Annotated in this window: 20 protein-coding genes and 4 tRNA genes; 18 read left to right on the top strand and 6 right to left on the bottom strand. The window is 68.7% G+C overall.

Translation table 11 applies throughout. The annotated features are described in order from the left end of the window. The gene (locus tag Amac_RS48370; protein ID WP_155347942.1) at positions 1–264 is read right to left on the bottom strand and encodes a hypothetical protein; all 264 of its coding nucleotides are present in this window, start codon (positions 262–264) and stop codon (positions 1–3) included. Positions 265–580: 316 nt separating this feature from the next. Here Amac_RS48370 and Amac_RS48365 point away from each other — a divergent pair, with 316 nt between their 5' ends. From Amac_RS48365 to Amac_RS48315, 10 genes are all read left to right on the top strand, one after another. Further along, on the top strand, positions 581–1933 hold the full coding sequence (locus tag Amac_RS48365) for a M14 family zinc carboxypeptidase (RefSeq protein ID WP_155361191.1): 1353 nt from the start codon (positions 581–583) through the stop codon (positions 1931–1933). 47 nt (positions 1934–1980) lie between these two features. Continuing rightward, a complete protein-coding gene (locus tag Amac_RS48360; protein ID WP_155361190.1) occupies positions 1981–4284 on the top strand; it encodes an ABC transporter permease in 2304 nt (767 codons plus the stop codon). Positions 4285–4504: 220 nt separating this feature from the next. Further along, positions 4505–4576 (top strand) — tRNA-Gly (locus tag Amac_RS48355). 1 nt (position 4577) lies between these two features. Then, positions 4578–4651 (top strand) — tRNA-Cys (locus tag Amac_RS48350). A gap of 76 nt (positions 4652–4727) precedes the next feature. Beyond that, positions 4728–4799, top strand: a tRNA-Gly gene (locus Amac_RS48345). 10 nt (positions 4800–4809) lie between these two features. Further along, positions 4810–4881 (top strand) — tRNA-Val (locus Amac_RS48340). A 633-nt stretch (positions 4882–5514) separates the two neighbouring features. Beyond that, the gene (locus tag Amac_RS48330; RefSeq protein ID WP_155361189.1) at positions 5515–5871 is read left to right on the top strand and encodes a cupin domain-containing protein; all 357 of its coding nucleotides are present in this window, start codon (positions 5515–5517) and stop codon (positions 5869–5871) included. Between the two features lie 154 nt (positions 5872–6025). Then, positions 6026–7558: a GMC family oxidoreductase gene (locus Amac_RS48325; protein ID WP_155361188.1), complete on the top strand. Its 1533-nt coding sequence runs from the start codon at positions 6026–6028 to the stop codon at positions 7556–7558. Next, the gene (locus Amac_RS48320; protein ID WP_218041727.1) at positions 7540–9300 is read left to right on the top strand and encodes a gamma-glutamyltransferase family protein; all 1761 of its coding nucleotides are present in this window, start codon (positions 7540–7542) and stop codon (positions 9298–9300) included. The genes Amac_RS48325 and Amac_RS48320 overlap by 19 nt, the downstream gene beginning before the upstream one ends. Continuing rightward, positions 9297–10682 carry an amidohydrolase gene (locus tag Amac_RS48315; RefSeq protein ID WP_155361187.1) on the top strand — a complete coding sequence of 462 codons (1386 nt, stop codon included), beginning with the start codon at positions 9297–9299 and terminating at the stop codon, positions 10680–10682. Before Amac_RS48320 ends, Amac_RS48315 begins: the two co-directional genes overlap by 4 nt. 27 nt (positions 10683–10709) lie before the next feature. Here the strand turns inward: Amac_RS48315 and Amac_RS48310 are convergent, their stop codons facing one another. From Amac_RS48310 to Amac_RS48300, 3 genes are all read right to left on the bottom strand, one after another. Further along, the gene (locus tag Amac_RS48310) at positions 10710–11384 is read right to left on the bottom strand and encodes a hypothetical protein (protein WP_155361186.1); all 675 of its coding nucleotides are present in this window, start codon (positions 11382–11384) and stop codon (positions 10710–10712) included. Positions 11385–11389: 5 nt separating this feature from the next. After that, on the bottom strand, positions 11390–12358 hold the full coding sequence (locus tag Amac_RS48305; RefSeq protein WP_155361185.1) for a UbiA family prenyltransferase: 969 nt from the start codon (positions 12356–12358) through the stop codon (positions 11390–11392). Positions 12359–12488: 130 nt separating this feature from the next. Further along, complete coding sequence (locus Amac_RS48300) at positions 12489–12641, bottom strand: hypothetical protein (RefSeq protein WP_170323033.1); 153 nt, start codon at positions 12639–12641, stop codon at positions 12489–12491. A gap of 221 nt (positions 12642–12862) precedes the next feature. Between Amac_RS48300 and Amac_RS48295 the strand changes: the two genes are divergently transcribed. The 6 genes from Amac_RS48295 to Amac_RS48275 all read left to right on the top strand — a co-directional run bounded on the left by Amac_RS48295 (position 12863) and on the right by Amac_RS48275 (position 17096). Continuing rightward, a complete protein-coding gene (locus Amac_RS48295; protein WP_155361183.1) occupies positions 12863–13138 on the top strand; it encodes a hypothetical protein in 276 nt (91 codons plus the stop codon). Then, the gene (locus tag Amac_RS48290) at positions 13107–13625 is read left to right on the top strand and encodes a DUF6879 family protein (protein WP_155361182.1); all 519 of its coding nucleotides are present in this window, start codon (positions 13107–13109) and stop codon (positions 13623–13625) included. Before Amac_RS48295 ends, Amac_RS48290 begins: the two co-directional genes overlap by 32 nt. Next, complete coding sequence (locus tag Amac_RS48285; protein ID WP_155361181.1) at positions 13591–14496, top strand: helix-turn-helix domain-containing protein; 906 nt, start codon at positions 13591–13593, stop codon at positions 14494–14496. The genes Amac_RS48290 and Amac_RS48285 overlap by 35 nt, the downstream gene beginning before the upstream one ends. Positions 14497–14621: 125 nt before the next feature. Beyond that, complete coding sequence (locus tag Amac_RS56965) at positions 14622–14912, top strand: hypothetical protein (protein ID WP_246269181.1); 291 nt, start codon at positions 14622–14624, stop codon at positions 14910–14912. A gap of 4 nt (positions 14913–14916) precedes the next feature. Continuing rightward, a complete protein-coding gene (gene tgmB / locus Amac_RS48280) occupies positions 14917–15906 on the top strand; it encodes an ATP-grasp ribosomal peptide maturase (protein WP_246269180.1) in 990 nt (329 codons plus the stop codon). Next, positions 15894–17096 (top strand): methyltransferase domain-containing protein, encoded by a 1203-nt coding sequence (locus Amac_RS48275; RefSeq protein ID WP_155361179.1) that lies wholly within the window; start codon positions 15894–15896, stop codon positions 17094–17096. Before tgmB ends, Amac_RS48275 begins: the two co-directional genes overlap by 13 nt. A gap of 68 nt (positions 17097–17164) precedes the next feature. Here the strand turns inward: Amac_RS48275 and Amac_RS48270 are convergent, their stop codons facing one another. Beyond that, on the bottom strand, positions 17165–20566 hold the full coding sequence (locus Amac_RS48270) for an indolepyruvate ferredoxin oxidoreductase family protein (RefSeq protein ID WP_246269179.1): 3402 nt from the start codon (positions 20564–20566) through the stop codon (positions 17165–17167). Between the two features lie 156 nt (positions 20567–20722). On the opposite strand from Amac_RS48270, the gene Amac_RS48265 reads away from it, so the two are divergent. Next, positions 20723–21193 carry an Lrp/AsnC family transcriptional regulator gene (locus tag Amac_RS48265; protein ID WP_155361177.1) on the top strand — a complete coding sequence of 157 codons (471 nt, stop codon included), beginning with the start codon at positions 20723–20725 and terminating at the stop codon, positions 21191–21193. Between the two features lie 130 nt (positions 21194–21323). Next, complete coding sequence (locus tag Amac_RS48260) at positions 21324–22826, top strand: alkaline phosphatase PhoX (protein WP_155361176.1); 1503 nt, start codon at positions 21324–21326, stop codon at positions 22824–22826. Between the two features lie 40 nt (positions 22827–22866). Here Amac_RS48260 and Amac_RS48255 read toward each other — a convergent pair. Next, positions 22867–23473, bottom strand: a 607-nt coding sequence (locus Amac_RS48255; RefSeq protein ID WP_155361175.1) for an FtsX-like permease family protein, incomplete at its 5' end; no start/stop codon positions are given.

Raw genomic sequence — 23473 nt, 5'->3', positions numbered from 1 at the left:
TCACCCTCCGTAGATAATTCGGCGGAGCTGTCGCGGGGACAGCTCCGGCGCCGTGACCCGCCGGGCCGGCAGCTCGGCGGCGATCCGGCGAAAGATCTCGTCGTTCGCCAGGCCGCGTGACCTGAGTTCGGCGTGCCGGCGGCGGACGTACTCCTCGACGGGTTCGCCGAAGTACGCCAGCACGTCGGCGACCACCCGCGCGGCTTCGCCCGGGCCGAGGGGGGTGGTCCGGGTGAGGTGCGCGATCAGGTCATCATGCGGCACAGGACAGGACCTTACGGAGAGCGGGCGTCGTTTTCCAAGAATCCTGCCCGAAATCGGGCAGGATCACTCCGAAACTATACTGAGAAGCGTCAGTCGGGGTCAGTTGACGGGTCGGAAGTGGTTCAGTCGGATTGCCGGGAATCCTGGCGAAGCAGGGGCGTACCAGATGGGTCACCAGCCGACTCCACATGGTCACGCCTTAATGGGATTTATCCGGATTTATGGGCATCCATTAACGCATCACGACAAGTCCGTGGGGTCCGGCTTGGATCCCCTCACGATGTGACAGATCGGGCCAGATCGGCAGACTAGGTGGGTGCTCGATCCCGTGTTATGCCGCGAACTCGACTCCGTACCCGATTATGATCGTTTCGCCACCGTGGACGAGGTCCACGACGGCCTCATCCGCCTGGCCGCCGCCCATCCTGACTCCGCCGTGATCCGGCGGGTGGGCACCTCCCGGCTCGGGGATCCCATGCTCTGCCTGACCGTCGGCGACGGCCCCCGCGACGTGGTCGTGGCCGCGGGCCCGCACCCGAACGAGCCGATCGGCGGCCTCACCGTCGTGCATCTGGCCGCCCGGCTCTGCGCGGAACCCTCCCTGCGCAAGGCCGCGACCTGGCACATCGTCGGCTGCCTGGACCCCGACGGCACCCGCCTCAACGAGGGCTGGTTCGCCGGGCCCTTCACCAAGGCGCACTACGGCCGCCACTTCTACCGCCCCGCCGGGGACGAACAGGTCGAATGGACCTTCCCCTTCGCCTACAAACGCTCCTACTTCGACCGGGTCATGCCGGAAACGCTGGCGCTGATGCGGTTGATCGACGCCACCCGCCCCGCGTTCATGACCACCCTGCACAACGGCGAACTCGGCGGCGTCTTCTACTACCTCTCCCGGCCCGAACCCGAGCTGCAGGCGATCCTCACCGAACTTCCCGGCTTGTACGGCCTGCCCCTCCACGTCGGCGAACCCGAACACCCCGCCATCACCCAGCTCGCCCCCGCGATCTTCCTCACCCCCCAGATGGAACGCACGTACGACTACGCCGAGGCCCTCGGCCAGGACCCCACCGAGCTGATCACCGGCTCGGCCAGCGACACCTACGCCTCCCGGTACGGCACGCTCTGCCTGACCGCGGAGCTTCCGTACTGGATGGACCCCGCCGCGGGCGACACCTCGCCGACCGACATCGTCTACGCCGACCTGATCCGCGCCCAGGCCGCCGACCTGCGCGACACGGTCACCGTCCTGGACGAGACCCTCATCGGAGTCTCCGCCGATCTGGCGACTAAATCCCCTTTCATCCGGGCCAGCCGCTTCTTCATCCCGATGCTCGCGGGCGTCGCCACCACCGACGAGCAGCGCGCCGCCGACCCGCTCTCCGACCGCCCCGCCACCGCCGCGGAACGGTCCTCCTGCCGTGACCTGGTGCACAGCTACCGGCTCAGGTTCGGCGGCATCCTGCTCCGCGCGCTGGACGGCGAGATCGCCATCGGCAACGCCACCCCCGCGATCCGGCAGCACGCGCGCACGCTGTCGGAGACGTACGAGAAATGGTGCGCGGACGCGGAGTCCCAGACCTCCGACCAGACGATCCCGATCAAACACCTGGTGGCCCTGCAGTACGGCGCGATCCTCGCGGGCGCGCACCACGCGCTGCGAACCTGAGGGTTATCCCTCTAGGCGATGCGGTCGCCGTCCGGCTCAATGGCGGAGTGACCTCAACGCTGGCTCCGGTGTGGACCTGGCTGCGGCTGGACCTGCGCGGCCGGATAAGAGCCCTGGTACTGCTGGGACTGCTGGTGGCCGTGGGTTCGGGGACGGTGATGGCGGCCGCCGCCGGGGCCAGGCGCGGCGACTCGGCGATGGATCGGCTGCGGGCCATCACGCTGCCCGCGCACGCCATGGCCCAGCCGAACCAGGAGGGCTTCGACTGGGACGCGGTCCGCCGCCTGCCCGGAGTGGCCGCCGTCGGGTCCTTCCTCCTCTCCGACGTCACCCTGGAGGGGCTGCCCGGGGCGTTCGTGAGCTACCCGTCGACGGACAAGGAGTTCACGACGGCGATGGAACGTCCCGTCGTGCTGGCCGGGCGCGTGGCTGATCCCGCGCGGGTGGACGAAGCCGTGGTCTCCGAGCCGTTCCTGACCGCCCATCGCGTCAAGCTCGGGGACACGGTCGTCGCGCTGGCCGAGGGCGTGCGGCAGCCTCTCCGGATTGTCGGAGTCATCCGCATGCCGATTCTCCTGAACAACCCCGAACTCAGCACGACCATCGCCTTCGCCGAGCGGTATCACGCCGCCATGATGAAAGGCTCGGGAGGCGTGGCCAACGCCATCATCCGGCTGACGGGCGGGGAGTCCGCCCTGCCGGAATTCCGGCAGGCTTTCGCGAAGCTCACCGGCCGCGACGACGTCGAGATCCTCGATCTGGCGATGATGGCGCGCAAGAGCGCGCAGGCCAACACGTTCGAGGCCGCCATCCTGGGCGGGATGGCGCTGGCCGCGCTGGTGTGCGCGCTGGCGCTGACCGGCCAGGCCGTGACGCGGTATGTGACCGGCTCGGCCGGAAATCTGGCGGTTTTGCGGGTGCTCGGGCTGACGCCGCGGCAGGCGGTGCTGGCGGCTGCCGCCGGCCCCGGGCTGGCCGCTCTCGGCGGGTGCGCCGCCGGGACGGCCGCCGCGCTGGCGGTTTCGCCGCTGTTCCCGATCGGGGGTGCGGGGGGCGTCGAACCTCATCCGGGTGTACGCGCTGACTGGGTGGTTTTCGGTGCGGTGGCGGCGATCATGGTGCTGGTGGCGGTGGGGGCCGCCGGCTTCGCCGTACGGTATGGGCTGGCTGCTGAGGTCGCGCAGCGGCCGGCGGCCGTCAGGCACCGGCGGTCGGCTCTGGTGAGGGTGGTGGATCGGCTCGGGTTGCCCGTACCGGTCGGGCTTGGGGTGCGGTTCGCGCTGGAATCGGGGAGCCGGTCCTCGCTGTCCGCCCGGCCGGCGCTGGCGAGCGCGGTCGTCGGCGTGCTCGGCGTGGTGGCGGCGCTGACCTTCCGCGCCGGGGCCGTGGACGCGTATGACGACCTGGCCAGATTCGGCCAGACCTTCCAGCTGACCGCCTGGGCGGGGTGGGACGGTCGGGACTTCGCGCCCGCGCCGCTCGCGACCTGGGCCCAGGATCCGGACGTGCTGGCGGTCAACGACGCCCGGATCGGCGTGGGAACCGTGGGCGCCACGTCGGTCACCCTCTACACCTACGCGCGCCCCTTCCCTGTGGTCGTCCTGGCGGGCCGCATGCCCACCGCCCCCGACGAGATCGCCCTGGCACCGGACTCCGCCCGCGACTCCTCCTCCAAAGTCGGAAATATCATCACTTTGAAGGCGAGAGCCACCAGCCGGCTCACGGTGACCGGCATCGTGTTCGTCCCCGAAGGCCCCCACAACGGTTACGCCGCAGGCGGCTGGGTCACCGGCGCCGGCTACCAGCGGCTCTTCCCCGACAATTTCTTCAAGTTCCACCAGATCCTGCTGGCACTCCGCGCCGGAGCCGATCCCGCCGCCGTCACCCAACGCCTCGCCACCCAATTCGAACCGCCCCTGAAACCGATCCAGCACACCCAGATCAGCAACATCCTGATCCTGCCGCTGGCCTTCGGCGCCTTCCTGGCCCTCCTCGCCCTGGGCGTCAACGGCCACACCCTGGCCACCGGCATCCACCGCCGCCGCCACGCCATCGCCACCATGCGCGCCCTCGGCCTCACCCCACGCCAATGCCGCCAAGCGATCTTCACCCAGGCCACCACGGTCGCGACGATCGGCCTCCTCTTCGGAATCCCCCTCGGCCTGGCACTGGGCCGCATCCTGTGGCGGGTGGTCACCGACATCACCCCCCTCTGGTACGCCCCACCTTTCGCCCTGCCCACGACACTCCTCCTGATCCCCACCGCCCTCACCCTGACCACCCTCCTGGCCATCCACCCCATCCGGCGCGTCACCCGCTACTCCGTCAGCACCTGCCTACGCGCCGCCTGATCGCTCATGTACTTCACTCACCAAGCCGGTGAGCCGTCAGGGCTCGCCCCAAAGCCAGACGCCAGACCCGCGTTCGGCGGATGCGACAACCGCAGTGTTCCGCTGGATTGCGCACCTCTTCCCTGGAGACGCCAAAACGGGCGCTGCCCCCGCCGGTGCGCACGAGTGCGGCCAGAACGCGCTAAGGTTTCTCCGTAGCCCGGGTTCAGCCCGGATGCTCGCGGAAGTGGCTCAGTGGTAGAGCATCACCTTGCCAAGGTGAGGGTCGCGGGTTCGAATCCCGTCTTCCGCTCGGTGGAGTGGCCGAGAGGCGAGGCAGCGGCCTGCAAAGCCGCGTACACGGGTTCAAATCCCGTCTCCACCTCCAAGGTCGTCACGGAAACCCCGTGAAGTCCGCTAAAGTAAGACCAGCGTCGCTGAGGGTCAGCCCCTTCAACGACCACGCGGAAGTGGCTCAGTGGTAGAGCATCACCTTGCCAAGGTGAGGGTCGCGGGTTCGAATCCCGTCTTCCGCTCGCAGTTCCCGGACGATTAGCTCAGCGGGAGAGCGCTTCCCTGACACGGAAGAGGTCACTGGTTCAATCCCAGTATCGTCCACTCGGAGTCGGAGGTCCGTGGTCGCGAGCTTTGCTCGCTCCCGTGGGCCTCCTCGTCGTTACACGGGGGGGCGACCCCCCGAGCCCCCCGGTGTGGGGGGCACGGCCCCCCACGCCCCCTGAGGTTGCTAGCGCGGTTGCCGTGTTCGAGTAAGTGGTCGTTAGGTCCATCATGTTCACCGGGTGAGCCAGGGTTCCGGAGTTTCTCCGGGGCCCTTTTCGTCTTCGGGAGCCAAATGGGGAGCCACCTCAGGCGGATTTTGCTGAGGGTTGTCGCTGAAGATGATGTTCATGGTTTCGGCACCCTTGGTGATCTCCGGTCTGAGCTGCAATCGCTTCGGTAACGCGGGTGCCCGCGTGCCCGACGAGATTGGCGATGGACTCGATGGACACGCCGTACTCGCTCATGATCGACACGAACGAGTGCCGGAGTTCACGGGGAGGCCAGCCCTTCCCGATTCCCGCGTTCGTGGTGATGTGTGAGCACGTCGTCAAGGGCGGTGAGCAGTTGGCCGAGTGGTATGAGAAGCGCTCCTCCAGTCGGCCATTGGCTGACCATATTGGATCCCATGTGTTCTAGATTGGATTCGGCGCGTTAGGGTGAAGCTCACCTTCGATCGAACGGGAGCCTGTCGTGACCGTAACCAATCGCCCTCTCGATGCCGCCGACCTGGAGGAGAAGCCGCTGGGGCCGCCGAGTGCCGAGCCCCTTGGCGGCGAGATCCTCGTGCGCAGTCGGGTGGACTTCAGCAACGACGACCGGACGGTCGTCTCCGGCGTCTGGGAGAGCGAGCCGGGCAGGTCGCGGTGGGAGTTCCTCTCCCGTGGTGAGATCATCCACGTCGTCGCCGGGCGGATGACGGTGCAGCGCGACGGTGAGGAGCCGGTCGAGATCGCTGCTGGCGCCACGGCGTACTTCCCGATCGGCTGGTGCGGCGTGTGGACCGTGCACGAGCGGCTGCGCAAGGTCTTCGTCGTCTACAAGTCCTGACGTGGTTCACCGCCGTGCAGTGACTTCACGCTTGGGATCCACTTATGCTACTTTTGGATCCCCATTGGAAGGGCGATAAGAGATGGATTCGATCGAGGCGCTGGTCGTCGCGGCCTGGCTGGCCAGGCACGCCGCCCCCGAGGGGGACTGAGGCGTGGGCGCCCTGCCGCAGGAGGCCGAGTACGTCGTCGTCGGCGGTGGCACCTCGGGCAACGTCGTCGCGGCCCGGCTCGCCGAGGCCGGCCTGGACGTGCTCGTCCTTGAGGCCGGTCCCGACTTCGGGCCCGAGGGCAGCGCCGCGTGGCCCGCCGACCTCGTCGACGCGACGCGGCTGGGACGTTCGCACGACTGGGGCTATGACTCCGGCGACAGCTACCCGTGGCTCGTCGGCTTCGAGCGCGCCCGCGCGATCGGCGGCTGCTCCGACTTCAACGGCTGCACCCAGACGTGGGGGCACCGGCGCGACTACGACTCGTGGGCCGAGGCCGGCCTGACCGGGTGGTCGACCGAGGACCTGCTGCCGCTGTTCGAGGAGGGCACGCGACGGATGCGCGTGCGCACCTATCGGGCGGATGATCTCACGCCATGGCAGCGCGCGTGGTACGAGGCGGCGCCCGCCGCCGGGATGCCGCGGCTCGCCGACCTCAACGACGTCGGCGAGTCCGCGGGGTTCGCCCCGGAAGCGGTGAACATCGTGGACGGCGTGCGCATCAACACCGCCTTCGCCTACCTCGACCCCGTACGCCCGCTGCCGAACATCCGGATCGCCGGCGACGCCCTCGTCGACCGTGTCATCGTGACGAACGGACGGGCGACCGGCGTCGTCGTACGGCACCAGGGCGAGACGGTGACCGTACGAGCCGGGACGATCGTGCTGGCGGGCGGCACCTACAACTCGCCGACCGTCCTGCTGCGCTCCGGCATCGGCCCATACGCACAGCTCGCCGTACTGGACATCCCGCTCGTGCAGCACCTGCCCGGTGTCGGCGAGAACCTGCACGACCAGCCGTTCCTGCTGATGAGCTGGTCGGGCTCGGAGGAGATGGGCGCGGCGATGGAGCGGGCGCGGGCGGTGGGCTGGTGCCCCGACGAACAGGCGATGGGCAAGGCGGCTTCGAGCTTCGACACGGAGGCGTTCGATCTGCACTTTCTGCCGTACAGCCCGACCCATCTGACCGGGCGCAAGCGTTGGAGCGTGGGGGTGTCGGCCCTGCAACCCCGCTCCCGCGGATTCGTGCGGCTGCGCGGCACGGACCCGGAGGCGAAGCCGGTCATCGACCATCGCTTCCTGGCCGACCCCGAGGGCGTCGACGTCGCCGTGCTCGCGGAGGGCGCCACGATGTTGCGCGAGATGGCGGCGGACCCGGAACTGGCGCCGCTCGTCGGCGCGGAGATCCACCCCGGGCCTGAGACGTTCGACCGGGACGCGCTCGTCGCTCACCTGTACCGCAACCCCGACAACTACTGGCACCCCGTCGGCACCTGCAAGATGGGGACCGGCGACGACGCCATGTCCGTCGTCGACGAGCGGGCGCGGGTGCATGGTATCGACGGCCTGCGGATCGCCGACTGCTCGATCATGCCGAGGATTCCCCGCGCGACGACGGCGATGCCGGCGGTCGTGATGGGTGAGAAGGTCGCCCGGCTGCTGCTCGAGGAGGTGGCCGCGTGGCGAGCGACGAGCTGACCCGGATCGGAGCAGGCTCGACCATGACGTCATCCACCTGGCCGGCACCGAACCCGACGTTGCTCGGCACCCGGCACTCGGTGTCGTCCGGCCACTACCTGGCCTCGGCCGCGGCGTTCGCGATCCTCGAAGCGGGTGGCAACGCGGTCGACGCCGGCTGCTGCGCCGGCATGGCGCTGGCCGTACTGCACGCCGACGAGGTCAACTTCGCCGGCGTCGCACCCATCATGATCCGCCTCGCCGACGGCACCACCGTGAGCCTGGACGGGCTCGGGGTCTGGCCGCGGCGGCTGCCCCCCGACCTGTTCATGACAGAGTACGGCGGCACGATCCCCACCGGCATCCTGCGCACCGTGGTCCCGGCCGCGCCCGACGCCTGGATCACGGTGCTGCGCGATTACGGCACCATGACCTTCGCGCAGGTCGCGGCGGCCGCGGCGCGGCTCGCGCGGGACGGCTTCGCCGTCTTCCCCCTGCTCGCAGACGGCATCACGAAGCGGCAGGCGGGCTATCGGAAGTGGGCCGCGAACGCCGCGATCTTCCTGCCCCACGGCCGGCCGCCGCGCGTGGGAGAGCGGTTCGTCCAGGCCGACCTCGCGCGCACGATCCAAACCATGATCGACGCCGAGGAGCGCGCCGGCGGCGGGCGTGTCGCCGGCCTCGAGGCCGCCCGCGCGGCGTTCTACGAGGGCGAGATCGCCGACCGCATCGTGGCCTACCACGAGGCGAACAACGGCTACCTGCGCCACGACGACCTCGCGGAGTTCCGCTCGCGCTACGAGCCCGTCGTCGCGACCCGCTGGCGCGACTTCACGCTCCTGACCTGCGGCGCATGGTGCCAGGGCCCGATCCTCGCGGAGGCGCTGCTCATCCTCGAGCGGCACGGCCTGGACGGGCTCGAACACAACGGCCCCCGGTACGCGCACACGGTCATCGAGGCGCTCAAGGGCGTCTTCGCCGATCGCGAGCACCACTTCGGCGACCCCGAGTTCGTCGATGTGCCGCTCGACCGGCTCCTCGGCGAGCAGCACATCGCCGCCCGGGCGGCGGCGATCGACCCCGAGCGCGCCTTCGCGGGCCTGCCGCCCGCGCTCTTCGGCGAGTCGCAGGTGCTGCCCGACGCGATCCGAGCGGAGGAGGTGCGCCACATCGGCGAGGGCGGCACCAGCTACGTGTGCGTCATCGACCGCTGGGGGAACGCCTTCTCGGCGACACCGTCCGACGGCGCGTCGACCTCGCCCGTCATCCCCGGCACCGGAATCGTGCCCTCGCTGCGCGGCCTGCAGTCGCGGCCCGACCCAGCGCATCCGTCGGGCGTGGCGCCGGGTAAGCGGCCTCGGCTGACTCCCAACCCCGCGATCGCCGTACGTGACGACGGCAGTGTGCTGGCGTTCGGCTGCCCTGGTGGCGACATGCAAGTGCAGGCGATGCTCCAGGTCTTCCTGAACGTCTTCCACTTCGGCATGGATTTGCAGGAGGCGGTGAACGCGCCGCGCTTTTCGACATGGAGCTTTCCGAACTCGTTCGCGCCCTTCGACTACCTCGCGGCGCACGTCTTCCTGGAGGACCGTTTCGACCCCGGCGTCCATGCGGAGCTGGAACGACGAGGGCACGACGTGCGGCTCTGGCCCGCCTACACCCGGGACGCGGCGGCCGTCGAGGCGATCTACCGCAACGCCCGGACGGGATTCCTGGAGTCCGCCGCCGATCCGCGCCAGCCTGCCCAGGCGGTGGTCGCATGAATGGCGCCGCCACACCGCCCGTCGTCTACATCGCACCCGTCGTGACGATGGACCCGCAGCGACCGCGCGCCGCGGCGCTGGCCGTCGCGGCCGGTCGCGTGGTCGCGGTCGGCAGCGTCGATGAGGTGCGTGCCACCGTCCCCGCCGGCGCTCCCGAACACGCGCTCGACGGCGTGATCCTGCCGGGCCTCATCGACGCGCACATGCACATGCAGCGCGGCGGCTTGAAGGCGCTCGCCTACCTCCAGGACGGTGCGGACGCCGATGAGTACATCGAGGCGATGCGGCGCACGTTCGGCGAGGAGTCCTGGCCGGGCGGCGAGCCCACTCTCGAGCAGCGGGTGGCCGGGCTGCGCCGCGTGCAGCCGCTGCTGCACGCCCTCGGCTTCACCGGCGTCGTGGACCCTGCGGTGACGATCGAGGAGATGCGTGGTTACCAGGAGGCGCACCGTCGCGGCGCGCTGACGATGCGCACGGTCGCGATGCCGTACCTCGAGCCCGGCTCCGCGGCGACACCGGACATCGACGCCGTCATCGGCCACCTCGAAGGCACCGGCGTCTCGACCGGTTTCGGCGACGACGTGCTGCGGCTCGGGCCCATCAAGATCTACGTCGACGGCGAGGGGTTACGCGGCGAGGCGCTCCTCCATGAGCCCTGGAACGAGACGGGCTACCGCGGGCTGCAGCGGATGGCGGACGACGACCTCGACCGGCTGGTGCGCTTCTGTGCCGAGAACGGCTGGGGCATCGGCGCGCACGCCGTGGGCGGTGCGGCCATCGCGACCGTGACGCGACGGTTCTCCACCGCCGGGGCGGCGGTCCGGGAGCGACGGTTCCAGCTCATCCACGCCTATCTTGAACCCCGCCTCATCGACCTCACGGAGGCGGCGCGATGCGGCGTCGTGGCCTCGCTGCAGCCGTCGATCATCTGGCACAACGGCCGCGGGCTGCGGGAGCGGCTCGGAGAACGCGCCGAGCGCGCCAACCCGGTACGCAGCTGGATCGACGCCGGGGCCGTCGTGGCGTTCGGCTCAGACGGCCCGTTCTTCGCCTTCGACCCGCGGCTGCTGATATGGCAGGCGATCACACGCCGCGTCGACGGCTCGCAGCGACCGCTCAGCCTCGACGAGGCGATCACGGTACAGGAGGCGCTGGCGGCCTACACCATCGGGGCCGCCTATGCGAGCCTCGCCGAGGAGAGCCGGGGGATGCTGCGCCCTGGCATGCTCGCGGACTGGGTCCTGTGGTCTGCCGACCCGACGACGGTCGCGACGGACGAACTGCGCGCGCTCCGCGTCCTGCGTACGGAAGTCGGCGGGCGAACGGTGTTCTCCGCCCGGAAGGGCGGCAAGCCAGGTGTCGATGTCGTCGGCACTAACTAGAGAACCCCCGCCGCCTGCTGTCTGCGGTCATGGTCCTGAAACGGTTGTGGGATCGGGGGCGAAGCGAATTGAAATGACCGGAATCGCAGCCATCCCCGCGAAGAAGAGGCCGAGACCTATCGAACCCAGCACGGCCACGTACAGCACGGCACCCGGGACGATGGCCAGCAGAACGAACAGCAGAGCTCCCAGCAGGTGCAGTGCGCTGACGGCGACAAGCGGCGGCACCGACAGCTTGTCCCGAATCTTGGGGAGCACGATGAGATCGCGCGTAAACAAAAAGGCGAGCGCCACGGCTATCATGGCCGCACCAACCCGGAACAGGTCCTCGTTGAGGTATACGGAAGTGCCGGATTTCGTGCTGATGGACGCCGCACTGAATCGAACGGCGATATAGAGCGGAACGGTGACAAAGATATTGTCCAGAATGATGTACCAGTACCTGTACGGTGCCTGGAACCGCACGTGTAGCGCCAGGATACCGACCGTTGTCGCGAGTAATAAACCGAAAACCAGCCCCATGACGAACACGGCGGCCCACACCTTCGTGTCCACCTTCTGTGTTACGGAGGTAACGGATACGATCGCGTCCGAGGCTCGCTCCAGAACCAGGGCGACGATGAGCAGCATGGCCCAGACGTTGATTTCGAGGAGTTTTCGGTACAGCTCGTCACGGTTCGGATCGATTTTGTCAGTAGTCATCTCTGCTACGCCCCCCAGCGTCCCGTCAAGCCCAGTGGGATCAGCGCCAGTACGTTGATTAGAACTAGAATGTGCGATCGATCGCGGCTTTCGGCGAGCGAGTCTTTCCAGAGGAGGGCAATCGCCGCAGATAAGACGGGGAGAAACCCGGGGAGCAGCCAGAGTGGCGACAAGTGGCCGAGAAAAACAAGAAGTGCAACCGATAGAGCGTAGCTGGATGAAGCACCAAAGGGAATCAGAAGCGCCCGAGTGTGGCCGAAAGCAGTGACAAGTGTGCTGATGCCGGCAACTCGATCGCCACGAGAATCTCTTATGTCCCACGCCACTTCTATGATGAACACACTGCACGATATTAGTGCGATGGCCAGGAAGAGCTGAAGCATGTGCGGGTCCGGGCTGGATATACCCGGATAGAGCACGGCGGCGATCGGCCACACGGCAGATGGGACGATATTCTTGAGACCGATTACTTGCTTGATCCGGCGGGACTCGCCCCGTTTTCGCTTGAAAAACGGAACCGAGTACAGGACGCCCGCGAGCAGTGTCACCGTCAGGAGAGCCGTGGCGGCGGGTCCCACGAAGAGCGCCGACAGCAGAAGGCTTGCAAGTATTGCGGCCATGGCCATGTTGCGAAGCGCGAATCTCGCAAGATAGGCCTTGGCGTATGCGCTCGGGTCGTTGATCTCGTCTTCGACGAAATCGAAAACTCGATTGAGCTGATATATGCCAAAGCCGGCCAGCAGCACGGACGGCGCCGCCATCCAGGATGGGCTCGATTCATACCACGGCGGCATGGCCCACATGATAAGAACGGCACCCGGCTGAAGGTGGATTCGATTGCGTATCACAAAATCGACTACGCCCCGCCCGCCGCCCACCATTCTGGATATCTCGTTAGAGGCGTTGGCCAATCGTAGGACCCCCGAGGTGTGACCGTCAGCAAGGCCGATACTTCGACTGTCATCGGTCGACACAACCTCGAGAATCCGTAACCGCACGGCAGCAATGCTAGCAACGCCCCCTGAAACTGTGGAGGCGCTGACACGGGTTGTTTGTATCGACTTCAATGCGATTCAGCTCAAGGATGCCCCTGACCTCGATGGCTCAGGGCTCAACCGGGTTCGCCATGTGCCGCCACTCCTCCGGTTTCCGCCTGATCATCCGCAGTACCCACTCGCGCAGGCTGCCCCGGCTCACTCCCAGGTCGGCGGCGATGCCCTTGTAGGTCGCCCCGGGCGTGGACTCATACAGGGCCACGGCACACGAACCGTAGTCCCAGCTCACGGCCTGTGCCGGGAGTCCGGGGCTTCTCGTTGTTTGCGGTTGATTGCGGTATTTGTCAGTACTGGTGCCGACTTTGTACTGACCCCTCCCAATACGTTAGAAGCCCAGGCCAGGTCGAGCCCCGGAACCTTGACTGTGCCCTTCCATCGCATGACCCTTGGGGCTTACGGCGTAGACCAGGAGGGCGAAATCTCGTGCAATCCTACGGCGATGGAGACGATCTCTCTCTTACCTTCTACTGCAAGGACCCCGATTCCAATCAGGACAACGAGTGCGAGACGTTCTACCGGACGGATCGGGGCTCTTGGCTCGTACAGGTCAAGAAGCGCGGCCCCAGGGTAGGGGCCCAGCTCATCGGACTCGGGGAAGATGAGACGTTCGGGGAACTCTCCGAGCGCACCATGAACGTGTTCGTCCGGAAGTACGTGAGGGAGCACTATGGAGTTGATCTCCCCGCAGGAACGGGCTGATCTGGTCAACCGCATCAGCCGGGAAGCGCTCCACGTCGAGATGCGGGACAACTACGGCATAGACGCTGAACTGTTCGCCAACTGGGAGGCAGGTGACCGAGAGGAAGTCCCTCGCGTCCTCAGGCCGTGGTGTGACCGTGTCAGGGCCGGGGTTGCAGAGGGGAAGGCATACCGTCGCGTATGCGTGGTGTCTGAACCTCTTTCGGCCTACCAACGGTGGTGCTTCGAGGCGACGAATGGCCTCAAGGTCGAGGCCGGGGAAGACCTACGTTGGGTGCCGCGACGGCTCACCTCAACGTTGAGCCTGCCAGGGAATGACTTCTGGTTGCTCGACGGTGAGACGGTCGTGTTCAACGTCTTCGACGGTACGGACAAGCGCGCCGAGATTCAGCTCTACCGAGACCCCGCCATCGTGAAGCACTGCGCTGACGCCTTCTCGGCCCTGTGGGAGCATGCCATCCCGCACCGCGATTACCAGCCCGCCTGACAGCGCCCCAGCCTTGTCTGAACAAGACCAAGTACAAGCCGCCCGTAAGGCGTTCGGACAGAGGCTTCGCAGCCTGCGCCTGGACGCCCACCTCAACGGCCGTCAGCTCTCAGCACGATCCGGGATGCGCGACTCCAAGATTTCCCGGATCGAGCTGGGACGGCAGAACCCCACGGAAGACGACATACGGGTGTGGTGCCGTGCGTGCGACGCGGAGGACCAGGTTCCCGAACTCATTGCCGCACACCGGCAGATCGACGAGATGTGGGAGGAGCACCGGCCAGCGATGCGTGCCGGGCTCAAGCAGCAGAGCGAACGAATCAAGCCGCTCTATGAACAGACCAAGCTGATACGCGCCTACGAGCCTCATACCGTTCCCGGCTTCCTACAGAGGCCGGGATACACGCGAGCCGTCATCGAAGACGTGTCCCGATTCCATGGGCTGACCGACGACATAGCCGAAGCCGTCGAGGGACGACTGAACCGCCTGCGCATCCTTGAGTCCGGCAAGTGCATGTTCTCGTTCGTCGTCGAGGCCGGGGCGCTCTACGCGCAACGTGGCAACGTCACCGTGATGCTGGATCAGCTCGACTACATCGAACGTGCGGCCAGCTTCGCGAATGTGGCGCTGGGCATCATCCCTCTCGGCCGACTCCGAACCATCTGGCCGGGGGAAGGGTTCTACGTCTATGACGAGTCCCTGGTTCGTAGCGAGCACTGGACCGGGGGTTACCGCACCAAGCGTCCCAGCGAGATGGCGACGTACCTACGGATCTTCAAGCTGTTGCAGTCCCAAGCCGTCTACGGCTACGCCGCACGAGCGGAGATAGACGCCGCACGGGCGTTGCTGCAATCTCGGGAAATTTCCTAGCCCCGAATCCTGCCGGATTCCTACGGTCGATTGCATGGCCCCGCACGAAACCCCGCCTCCGACGCTCCAGTTCGCAAGCACAAGGGCATCGCCCCAAGCAGCAAGAAGGCAGAGAGGATTAGCCAATGCTTACCGGCATCAGGCAGGGCGACCGGTCCGCCCTCGACCTCATCACGCACTCCCCGGATGGGGAATCGAGGGGGAGGCTCTTCCGGGCCGGGGACTTCTTCCCCATGTCGCCGAGCAACCACATCCTGTCCGCGCCATACACCCTGGCGAGCCCTGCGCGGCCCTGGGGGCTGCGGCACCTCGTCGTTCCGCCCATCACCGCTGGGGCGCACGAGGGCGGGAGCAACGAGACCAGCGAGTCCAGTTCGGACGGCACCAGCCCCAACGAGGAGACGAGCAAGGACTGAGATCGTGGCGCATACCGTCCTGATCATCACCGACGATTCCGACACCGTGGCCGAGCGCGTCACGGTCGAGCTGGTGGAGCGAGGAATTCCGGTCGTCACCATGGACACCGCCGACTTTCCGTCTCTGGTGTCGATGTCGGCCAACATCCAGACCGGAAGCGACGGCTGGACCGGGGTCGTCAGCACTCCGCGCGGCGAACTGGATCTGGCCCGCGTGGGCGCGGTCTACGTCAGGAGGCCGACACAGTTCCGGATGGACGAGCGAATGACCTCCCCCGAGCGCGCCTTCGCGTACTCAGAAGCGCGCTACGGCTTCGGCGGTGTCCTCACCGCCCTGCGGCAGAGCGGCTGCCTGTGGGTCAACGACCCGCTGGCCGCGATGCGGGCCGAGTACAAGCCCGTCCAGCTCGTCGAAGCCGCGCGTGCCGGTCTGAACATCCCCAAGACCATCATCACCTCAGACCCCCAGGAGGCGCACGCGTGGGCGAAGGGCCTCGGAGGGCCCATCGTCTACAAACCCGTGGGCGGGATCTGGCATGCCGACGAGGGGCAGGTCAGGGTCGTCTACACCACTCCCATAACGGACCTGGACGAACTGCTCGATCCGGCCGTGGGCCGGACGGCGCAGATGTTCCAGGAGTGGATCGACAAGGCGTACGAGGCACGGGCTGTCGTCGTCGGCGACCAGGTGCTCGCGGTGCGGATCGACAGCGGCAGCGAGCAAGGCCGCATCGACTGGCGCAGCGACTACGACTCGCTCAGCTACGAGCGGATCGACCTGCCCGGCGAAGTCCGGGACCGCCTCGTCGAACTGCACGACCGGCTGGGCCTGGTCTTCGGGGCCGTGGACCTGATCTGCGACGTCACAGGCCAGTTTCACTTCCTGGAAACCAACCAGAGCGGCGAGTGGGGATGGCTGAACCTGAAGACGGGCCTGCCCGTCCCTGCGGCCATGGCCGACGTACTCCAGAAGGGACCTGAATGGGCGCGCTGACGCCTCCGGACGGCCAGACGGCCGACGGGCTGGCCGCCTGGCTGGCCGACCAGCTACGAGCCCGGGGCTCGATCACCCAGCTCTGTTGGGAACAGGCACTACGCGAGGTGCCCCGGCACCACTTCGTGCCTGCCGCCGCCTGGTTCTCCCCCAACCATGCCGACGCGCCGAAAGGCAGGTTCGACGTCCACACCAACCCTCCAGCCTGGTGGGCGGCGGTGTACGCCGACACCTCCATCGTCACCCAGACCGACGACGGAGCGGGCGACCCGGCCAGCGGGAAAGGGACCTCCTCCTCTTCGGTGTCGGCCCCCGGCATCGTGTTCCCCTTCCTGGAGTTACTGAATCCGCAGGTGGGTGACCACGTCCTGGAGATCGGAACCGGGTCCGGCTGGACAGCCGCCCTGCTGTCGTGGGCGATCGGACCGGACGGCGTCACCAGCATCGAGCTGGACCCACAGGTGGCGGCCCAGGCCGAGGCCAATCTCCGCGCGGCCGGATTCAGCCCGCATCTGGTCGTCGGCGACGGCGTCAAGGGCAGCCCCGAACGGGCTCCATTCGACGGCGTCCACGTCACGGCGGGCGTGTCCCAGATCCCCCTGGCCTGGATCGAGCAGACCCGGCCGGGCGGGACCATCGTTCTGCCGTGGCACGGTGCCGGGCCCATCGGCTACCAGCTTCGCCTGACGGTGTTGGGCGACGCCTCAGCGATCGGCCGCTTCCACGAGAGGGCCGACTACATGATGCTGCGCGAGCAGCGGTTCAATCTGCGATGGAGCAGCCACCGCCACAAACAGGCGGTGCACTCGACGACAGTGGTCAATCCGCACATCATCGGGGAGGCGGACCTGGGCGCACGTCTGCTGTGCGCCGCGCTGGCCCCCCGCGTCGCCTGGTACGACATCATCGAAGACTCCGAGTACTCATTGCTGCTGTATGAATTGGATGACCACACCTCCGAGGGCTCCTGGGCGGCCTGCGACCACGCCCCGGGAGCCGCTGAATGCAGGGTGACGCAGTACGGTCCACGGCGGCTCTGGGACGAGGTGTCCGCTGCCTATCTCGAATGGCTCGCGCTGGGCAGCCCCGGATACGAGCGATTCGGCCTAAGCATCGACCCCACGGGGACACGGCTCTGGCTGGACCACCCTGACGGGCCCGCCTGGGACCTGCCCACCCAAGCCCGCTGAAAGCTCCCCCGGTAGGGCCAGCCTTCCTCGGCCGGTCTGCCCCTGGCCGGGCAGCAGACGGTCGACGGTTACGATGATTCCTGGAGGGCGGGCTCGGTCAGCTTCGCGAGAAGGGTGCGGGCGTGCTCGTGGAACTCCGCCACGCGGGCGAGCTTGATGTTCTCGTACCCGCGGATTGTCTCGGGCAGCGCCGCCAGTTCCGCCACTACGTCGGCGGTGCCGGGGGTGAGCCGATCGAGGGCCTGGCTGATCAGGTCGCGGTACTCGGCGATCAGAGCGCGTTCGACGCGCCGCACCTTCGCGTAGCCGAACACGTCGAGCGCGGTGCCCCGCAGCCCGCGTGCGGCGCGCAGGCCCCGGAAGAGCACTCCCGCCGTACGGCGCAGCTTGATCTTGCGGCGCATGCCCATCGCCCGAAGCAGCGGCGGGTGCAGCAGCACCGACACGACGGCGTCGGGGCCGAACTCGCGCTCGCGCCGCGCCCGCTCCACCGGGTCCAGGTGCAGCCGGGCGACCTCGTATTCGTCTTTGTAGGCCATCAGCTTGTGCAGACCGCGGGCGTAGGCGAGCACGATACGCTCGCCCGCCTCCTGTCCGGCGCGCTCGGCCGCGAGCGTGGCCACCCGGCTCACGTCCTCGGCGTACGAGCGGGCATAAGCCGCGTTCTGGTAGCCGGTCAGGTCGGCGATCCGCATGGCCAGCGCCTCCTCCAGCGACCCGTCGGCGGCGTCGGCCGGGAGCGGGAGGATCGCGGCACGGAACACCGCCTCACGGTCCAGCACGGCGGCCCGGCCCCAGCGGAAGGCCAACAGGTTCTGCTCGACCGCCGCCCCGTTGAGCCGGATCGCCCGCTCGATCGCCTCCGCCGACAGCGGGACGCAGCCATGCTGGTACGCCGCGCCGAGGAGCAGCAGGTTGCCGGGCATGTGGTCGCCGAACAGCGCCTCCGACAAGGCGCCCGCGTCGAGGTAGACGTTGCCGGACCTCTCGGTGACCGACTCGACGCGGGCGACCGCGTCGGCGTCCGACACGGGCAGGGGGGTGCGGCCGGTGACCATGGCGGCGGTGGGCACGACGGCGGTATTCAACACGGCGACCGTGTGTCCGGGTGAGGCAACCGCGAGGTTGCCGTCCGCCGCCGCTCCGAGCAGGTCGAAGCCGATCAGCACGTCGGCCGTGCCGCGCGACGCGCGGATCGAGCCGGTGATCGGCCGCGGCGAGACGCGGACGTCGCTGACGACGGGGCCGCCCTTCTGCGCGAGCCCGGTCTGCTCCAGCCCGGCGGCGTGCAGGCCGTCGAGGTGGGCCGCCATCTGCAGGATCTGCGAGACCGTGACGACGCCGGTGCCGCCGATGCCGGGCATGCGCAGCAGCACCGTCCGGTCCGGGAACCTCGGCACCGGCTCGGTGAGCGCCACCGGCGGCTCGGGCGCCACACGCCTGCGGCGGACGCGTGGCTCGACGAGCAGGAACGACGGGCAGTCACCGTTGAGGCAGCTCAGGTCGGTGTTGCAGGACGCCTGGTGGATGCGGGTCTTGCGGCCGAACTCGGTCTCCACCGGCTGCACCGACAGGCAGGTGGACACCTCTCCGCAGTCGCCGCACCCTTCGCACACCCGCTCGTTGATCACGACCTTCGCCGTCGGCGTGGGGAGCGTTCCGCGCTTGCGCAGCCGCCGCTCCTCGGCCGCGCACCGGTCGTCGTGGATCAGCACGGTCACCCCGTCGACCGCGGCCAGTTCCCGCTCCGCGGCGGGCAACGCGTCGCGGTGCCGTACCGACGCGATCGGCGCGAGCCGCACCCCTCGGTAGCTCTCCGGCTCGGGCGTGGTGACCACGATCCGGCGGACCCCTTCGGCGGCCAGCGACCGGGTCAGCGCGGGGACGTCGAGGCGGCCTTCGGCGCGCTGCCCCCCGGTCATCGCCACCGCGTCGTTGTAGAGCAGCTTGTAGGTCACCGGCACCCCGGCGGCGACAGCGGCGCGGATCGCCAGCGAGCCGGAGTGGTGGAAGGTGCCGTCGCCGAGGTTCTGCACGAAGTGCCGGTCTTCGGTGAAGGGGGCCAGGCCGATCCACTGGGCGCCTTCGCCGCCCATCTGGGTCATCCCCACCTGCCTGCCGCGCCCGTCGCCGTCCAGGGCGATCATGACGTGGCAGCCGATCCCCACGCCGACCAGCGTCTCGTCCGAGGTGCGCGTGGAGGCGTTGTGCGGGCAGCCCGAACAGAAGTACGGCGTGCGCGCGGCGACCAGCGGAAGCGTGCGGCGCGGCGCCGAGACAGCCGCCTTCTTGGGCAGCCTGTGCCGGCCGACGCAGGTGGCCAGCGCTTCGGCCACGTCCTCGGCGCCGAGCGTGCCGCGCGCGGTCAGCAGCTCACGGCCGATCACCTCGGGCGGCCGGCCACCTCCGTACAGCGCCTGCTTGAGCTGGCCTTCCAGGAAGGGCACCTTGTCCTCCACCACGAGCACCGTGCCCAGGTCTGAGGTCATGGCCGCCAGGTCCTCCTGCGCGAGGGGGAACGGCATGGCGAGTCTGATGAGCCGGAGCCCGAGGTCGTCCATCGCCGCCTCGTCGAGGCCGAGGTCGGCCAGCGCGCGCCGGACCACGGCGTAGGCGGTGCCGGAGCCCAGGATCCCCAGCTTGGCGCGCCTCGCCCCGAACATCACCCGGTTCAGTCCGTGCGCGCGGGCGTACGCACGCGCCAGCCCGAGCCGGCGGGTGAGCATGTCGTGCTCGGCGTCGAGGGAGGCCGGGCCGACCAGGGCCGACCGAGCACCGCGGTCGGCCCCGTCCGGCATCGGGACGCCTTGCCGCAGCGGGCCGAGATCGACCGTGGCCGAGGCGTCGGCGACATCCGCGATGATCTTCAGGCCGGTCCACAGGCCGGTGGCACGCGACAGCGCCACCGCGTGCAGCCCGAACTCGACGACCTCCGCCACCGAGCCGGGCGCGAGCAGCGGCATGGACAGGCTCTGGCACATCGGCTCGCAGGAACTGGGCACGGTCGAGGACTTGCTACCCGGGTCGTCGCCGATCCAGGCCACCGCTCCGCCAAGCGGCGCGGTGCCCGCCAAGGTCCCGTGCCTGATCGCGTCCGCGGCCCGGTCCAGGCCGGGGTTCTTGCCGTACCAGAAGCCGGTCACCCCGTCGTGCCGGCGGCCGGGCACCTGGCCCAGCAGCTGCGTTCCCGCCACGGCGGTGGCCGCGAGCTCCTCGTTGAGCCCCGGCCGGAACACCACGCCCGCCGCCTCCAGGAACCGCGCGGCGCGTCCCATCTCCAGGTCGAGGCCCCCGAGCGGTGAGCCTTGATAGCCCGAGACGAAGACCCTGGTGTTCAGGCCGCGCTCCGCGTCGAGGCGGCGCTGCTCCAGGGTCAGGCGGACCAGCGCCTGGACGCCCGAGATGAGGACGGTGCCGTCCGCGGCCGCGTACTTGTCCTCGAGTGAAACCGCGGGTGGGGTCACGCTCACGCGAACCTCCTGGTGGTACGTGGGGGGAGACCCAAGCACAGCAACGCGATGACGAGTCGCGCAAGTATCTCTAGATAAAACGCCAGCAATACGCAAAGATTGCGACATATTGCGAGGAATGACCGATACTTTTTGCGTGTGGAAGGAAGGAATGTTGTGCCGGACATAGACGACATCGATCACCGGCTGCTGCGCCTGCTGCGTGAGGACGGGCGCCGGACCTTCTCGGAGATGGCGGCCGAGGTCGGCCTGTCGGTGGCCGCCGTCAAGCGCCGGGTGGACCGCCTCCGCGAGGTCGGTGTGATCACGGGCTTCACCGTACGGATCGACTACGCCAAGCTCGGCTGGGGCATCGAGGCGTTCACCGAGCTGCGCTACGCCGGTACGACGCCGGTGGCCAGGATCGTCAAAACGGCCACGGAGGTGCCCGAAGTGCAGGCGGTGTTCACGATCGCCGGCGACCCGGACGCCCTCATCCACATCCGCGTCCGCGACCTCGGCCACCTCCAGCAGGTCGTCGACCGCCTGCGCCGCACCGGGGACGTGACCGGCACCAAGACGCTGCTCGCGCTCGGCTCCTGGACCCGCGACGCCCTTGGGCCCCCGCCACCGGGGACGCAGCGATAGCCATGGCACGCGAGGTGCTGGTCCGATGAACATTTTGTGGCAACGGGGAGTTGGCTTGGGGTTCAGGTGAGACTCCAAAGCTCTTCAGGTCGGGGGACCATCGCCTCTGGCCGTACCGCAGGAGTTACGTATGAGCATTTCTCGTCGCCAGATCCTTACCGGAAGCGCCGCCACCGCCACCGCCGTCGGCCTGTCCGTCGCCGGTGTGCTGCCGAGCCTCGCCGGGACCCCGGCAATGGCCGACGCCAGCACGGGGACCAACGGGCGTCCGTTGCGTCCGTTCCCGCCGCTGAAGGACGACCCGAACGGGATCCTCGCCCTTCCCGAGGGCTTCTCGTACAAGATCGTCACCCGTGAGGGTGTGACCGATATGTCGTTCGGCCAGGGCAAGACGCCCGGCTGGCACGACGGGACCGGCGTCGTGGCCATGAAGCACGCCGGCCTGACGATCATCCAGAACCACGAGATGTCGCCGCACATGTCGCAGTACGGCGTCCCGCACATCCCCGGCACCGTCTACGACCCGGGCGCGCCGAACGCGGGCGGCTGCACCGTGGTCACCACGGACCCCAACGGCAATCTCACGGCCGAGTGGGTCGGCATCTCCGGTACGGTCCGCAACTGCGCGGGCGGCGTGACGCCGTGGGGTACCTGGCTCACCTGCGAAGAGGCCTCCAACCTCGCGGGCACCACCTGGTCAGGTAGCGGCCAGACCGGCAGGTACGAGAAGAACCACGGCTACGTCTTCGAGGTCTTCCCGACCGACTCGGCGAGCCAGCTGCCCAAGCCGATCAAGGCGTTCGGCCGCTTCGACCACGAGGCCCTCGCCGTCGAGCCGAAGAGAAGGCGGGTGTACCTCTCCGAGGACGCCAGCGGCCCGAACGGGCTGTTCTACCGGTGGACCGCGAGCCACGGCCGCCTCGAGCAGGGCATCGCCAACCAGCTCGGCGACACCGAGGGCACGCTCGAGGCGATGCAGATCCGCCTGGACGACGGCAGCATCGTGCCGGATGTCGCCTACATCACCTCCGCGCAGCTGGGACGTCCGTTCAACGTGACGTGGATCGAGGTGCCGGACCGGGACGCGACCACCAAGACGGTCCGCACCCAGTTCGCCGACGGCACGGTGACCCGGGGCAAGAAGTTCGAGGGCGTGTGGAGCAACGGCGACGGCTGCTACATCGTCAACAGCTTCGCCTTCGCCGCCAACGACCTGCCCCCGGACGCGGCCAAGCACGACGGCATGGTCTGGTTCTACGACTACAAGGACGAGACGATCACCCTGGTCACGTACTTCCCGCACAACCCGTTCGCCGAGGGCGAGGGCGCGTCCCCGAAGTACACCGACATGACCTTCGACAGCCCCGACAACGTCACCGTCACGCCGTGGGGCACGCTGGTCCTGGCCGAGGACGGCGTCCGCGCCTCGCACGTGCTCAGCTCCATCCCGGGCGGCCCCACCTACGCGATCGCCCGTAACCAGCTCGCCATCGGCACCAGCAACGGCTTTCCGACGTACTCCGAGTTCACCGGTCCGACGTTCTCCCCGGACGGCGAGATCCTTTTCGTCAACATCCAGTCTCCGGGCATCACCCTGGCCATCACCGGCCCTTGGCAGGATTACCTGCGCTAACCTGACGGGCCCTGAGGCGCATCCGCTTCAGGGCCCGTCCTCACTCGCGCGCCAGCACCCGGGCCGGCGGCAGCCGCTGGACGAGGACCGCCGGGGCGACTGAGGCGAGGCCCGCCAGCAGCACCGCGACCGCCCCGGCCACCAGCGCCCCCACGGCGACGGCGGCCCCGGCGGTCCCGGTGACGGCCAGCGTGACGGCCAGCCCCACGCCCGCTCCCGCGACGGCGCCGAGCACGCCCACGCCGACCCCTTCGGTCACGATGAGCCGGGCCAGGGCCGCCGACGGCCAGCCGAACGCCTTCAGCGCGGCGAGCTCGCCGTCCCGCTCGCGGACGCCGAGGTAGAGCACGTCGGCCACGGCCAGGGCGGCGAGCGCGAACATCAACCCGATCGCCACGTAGTCGACGGCCCGCGCCTGCAGGACGATCGCGTCGCCGAGCAGCGACCCGACGACCCGGCCGCGGAAACCGTACGTCACGCCGAGCAGGACGGTCAGCGCGACCACCGCGATCGCGAGCGTCGCCGCGCCGAGCAGCGAACGGCCGGGCGCGCGGGTCAGCCCGGTGACCGCCAGGCCCGCGACGCCGCAGGGCGAGCGGGCCCGGCGCGGCAGCCGCGCCGCGGGCCGGACCGCCTCGACCGGGGGC

Source organism: Acrocarpospora macrocephala (genome assembly GCF_009687865.1).
Lineage (GTDB): Bacteria > Actinomycetota > Actinomycetes > Streptosporangiales > Streptosporangiaceae > Acrocarpospora > Acrocarpospora macrocephala.
This window is presented reverse-complemented; position numbering and strand designations above follow the sequence as displayed.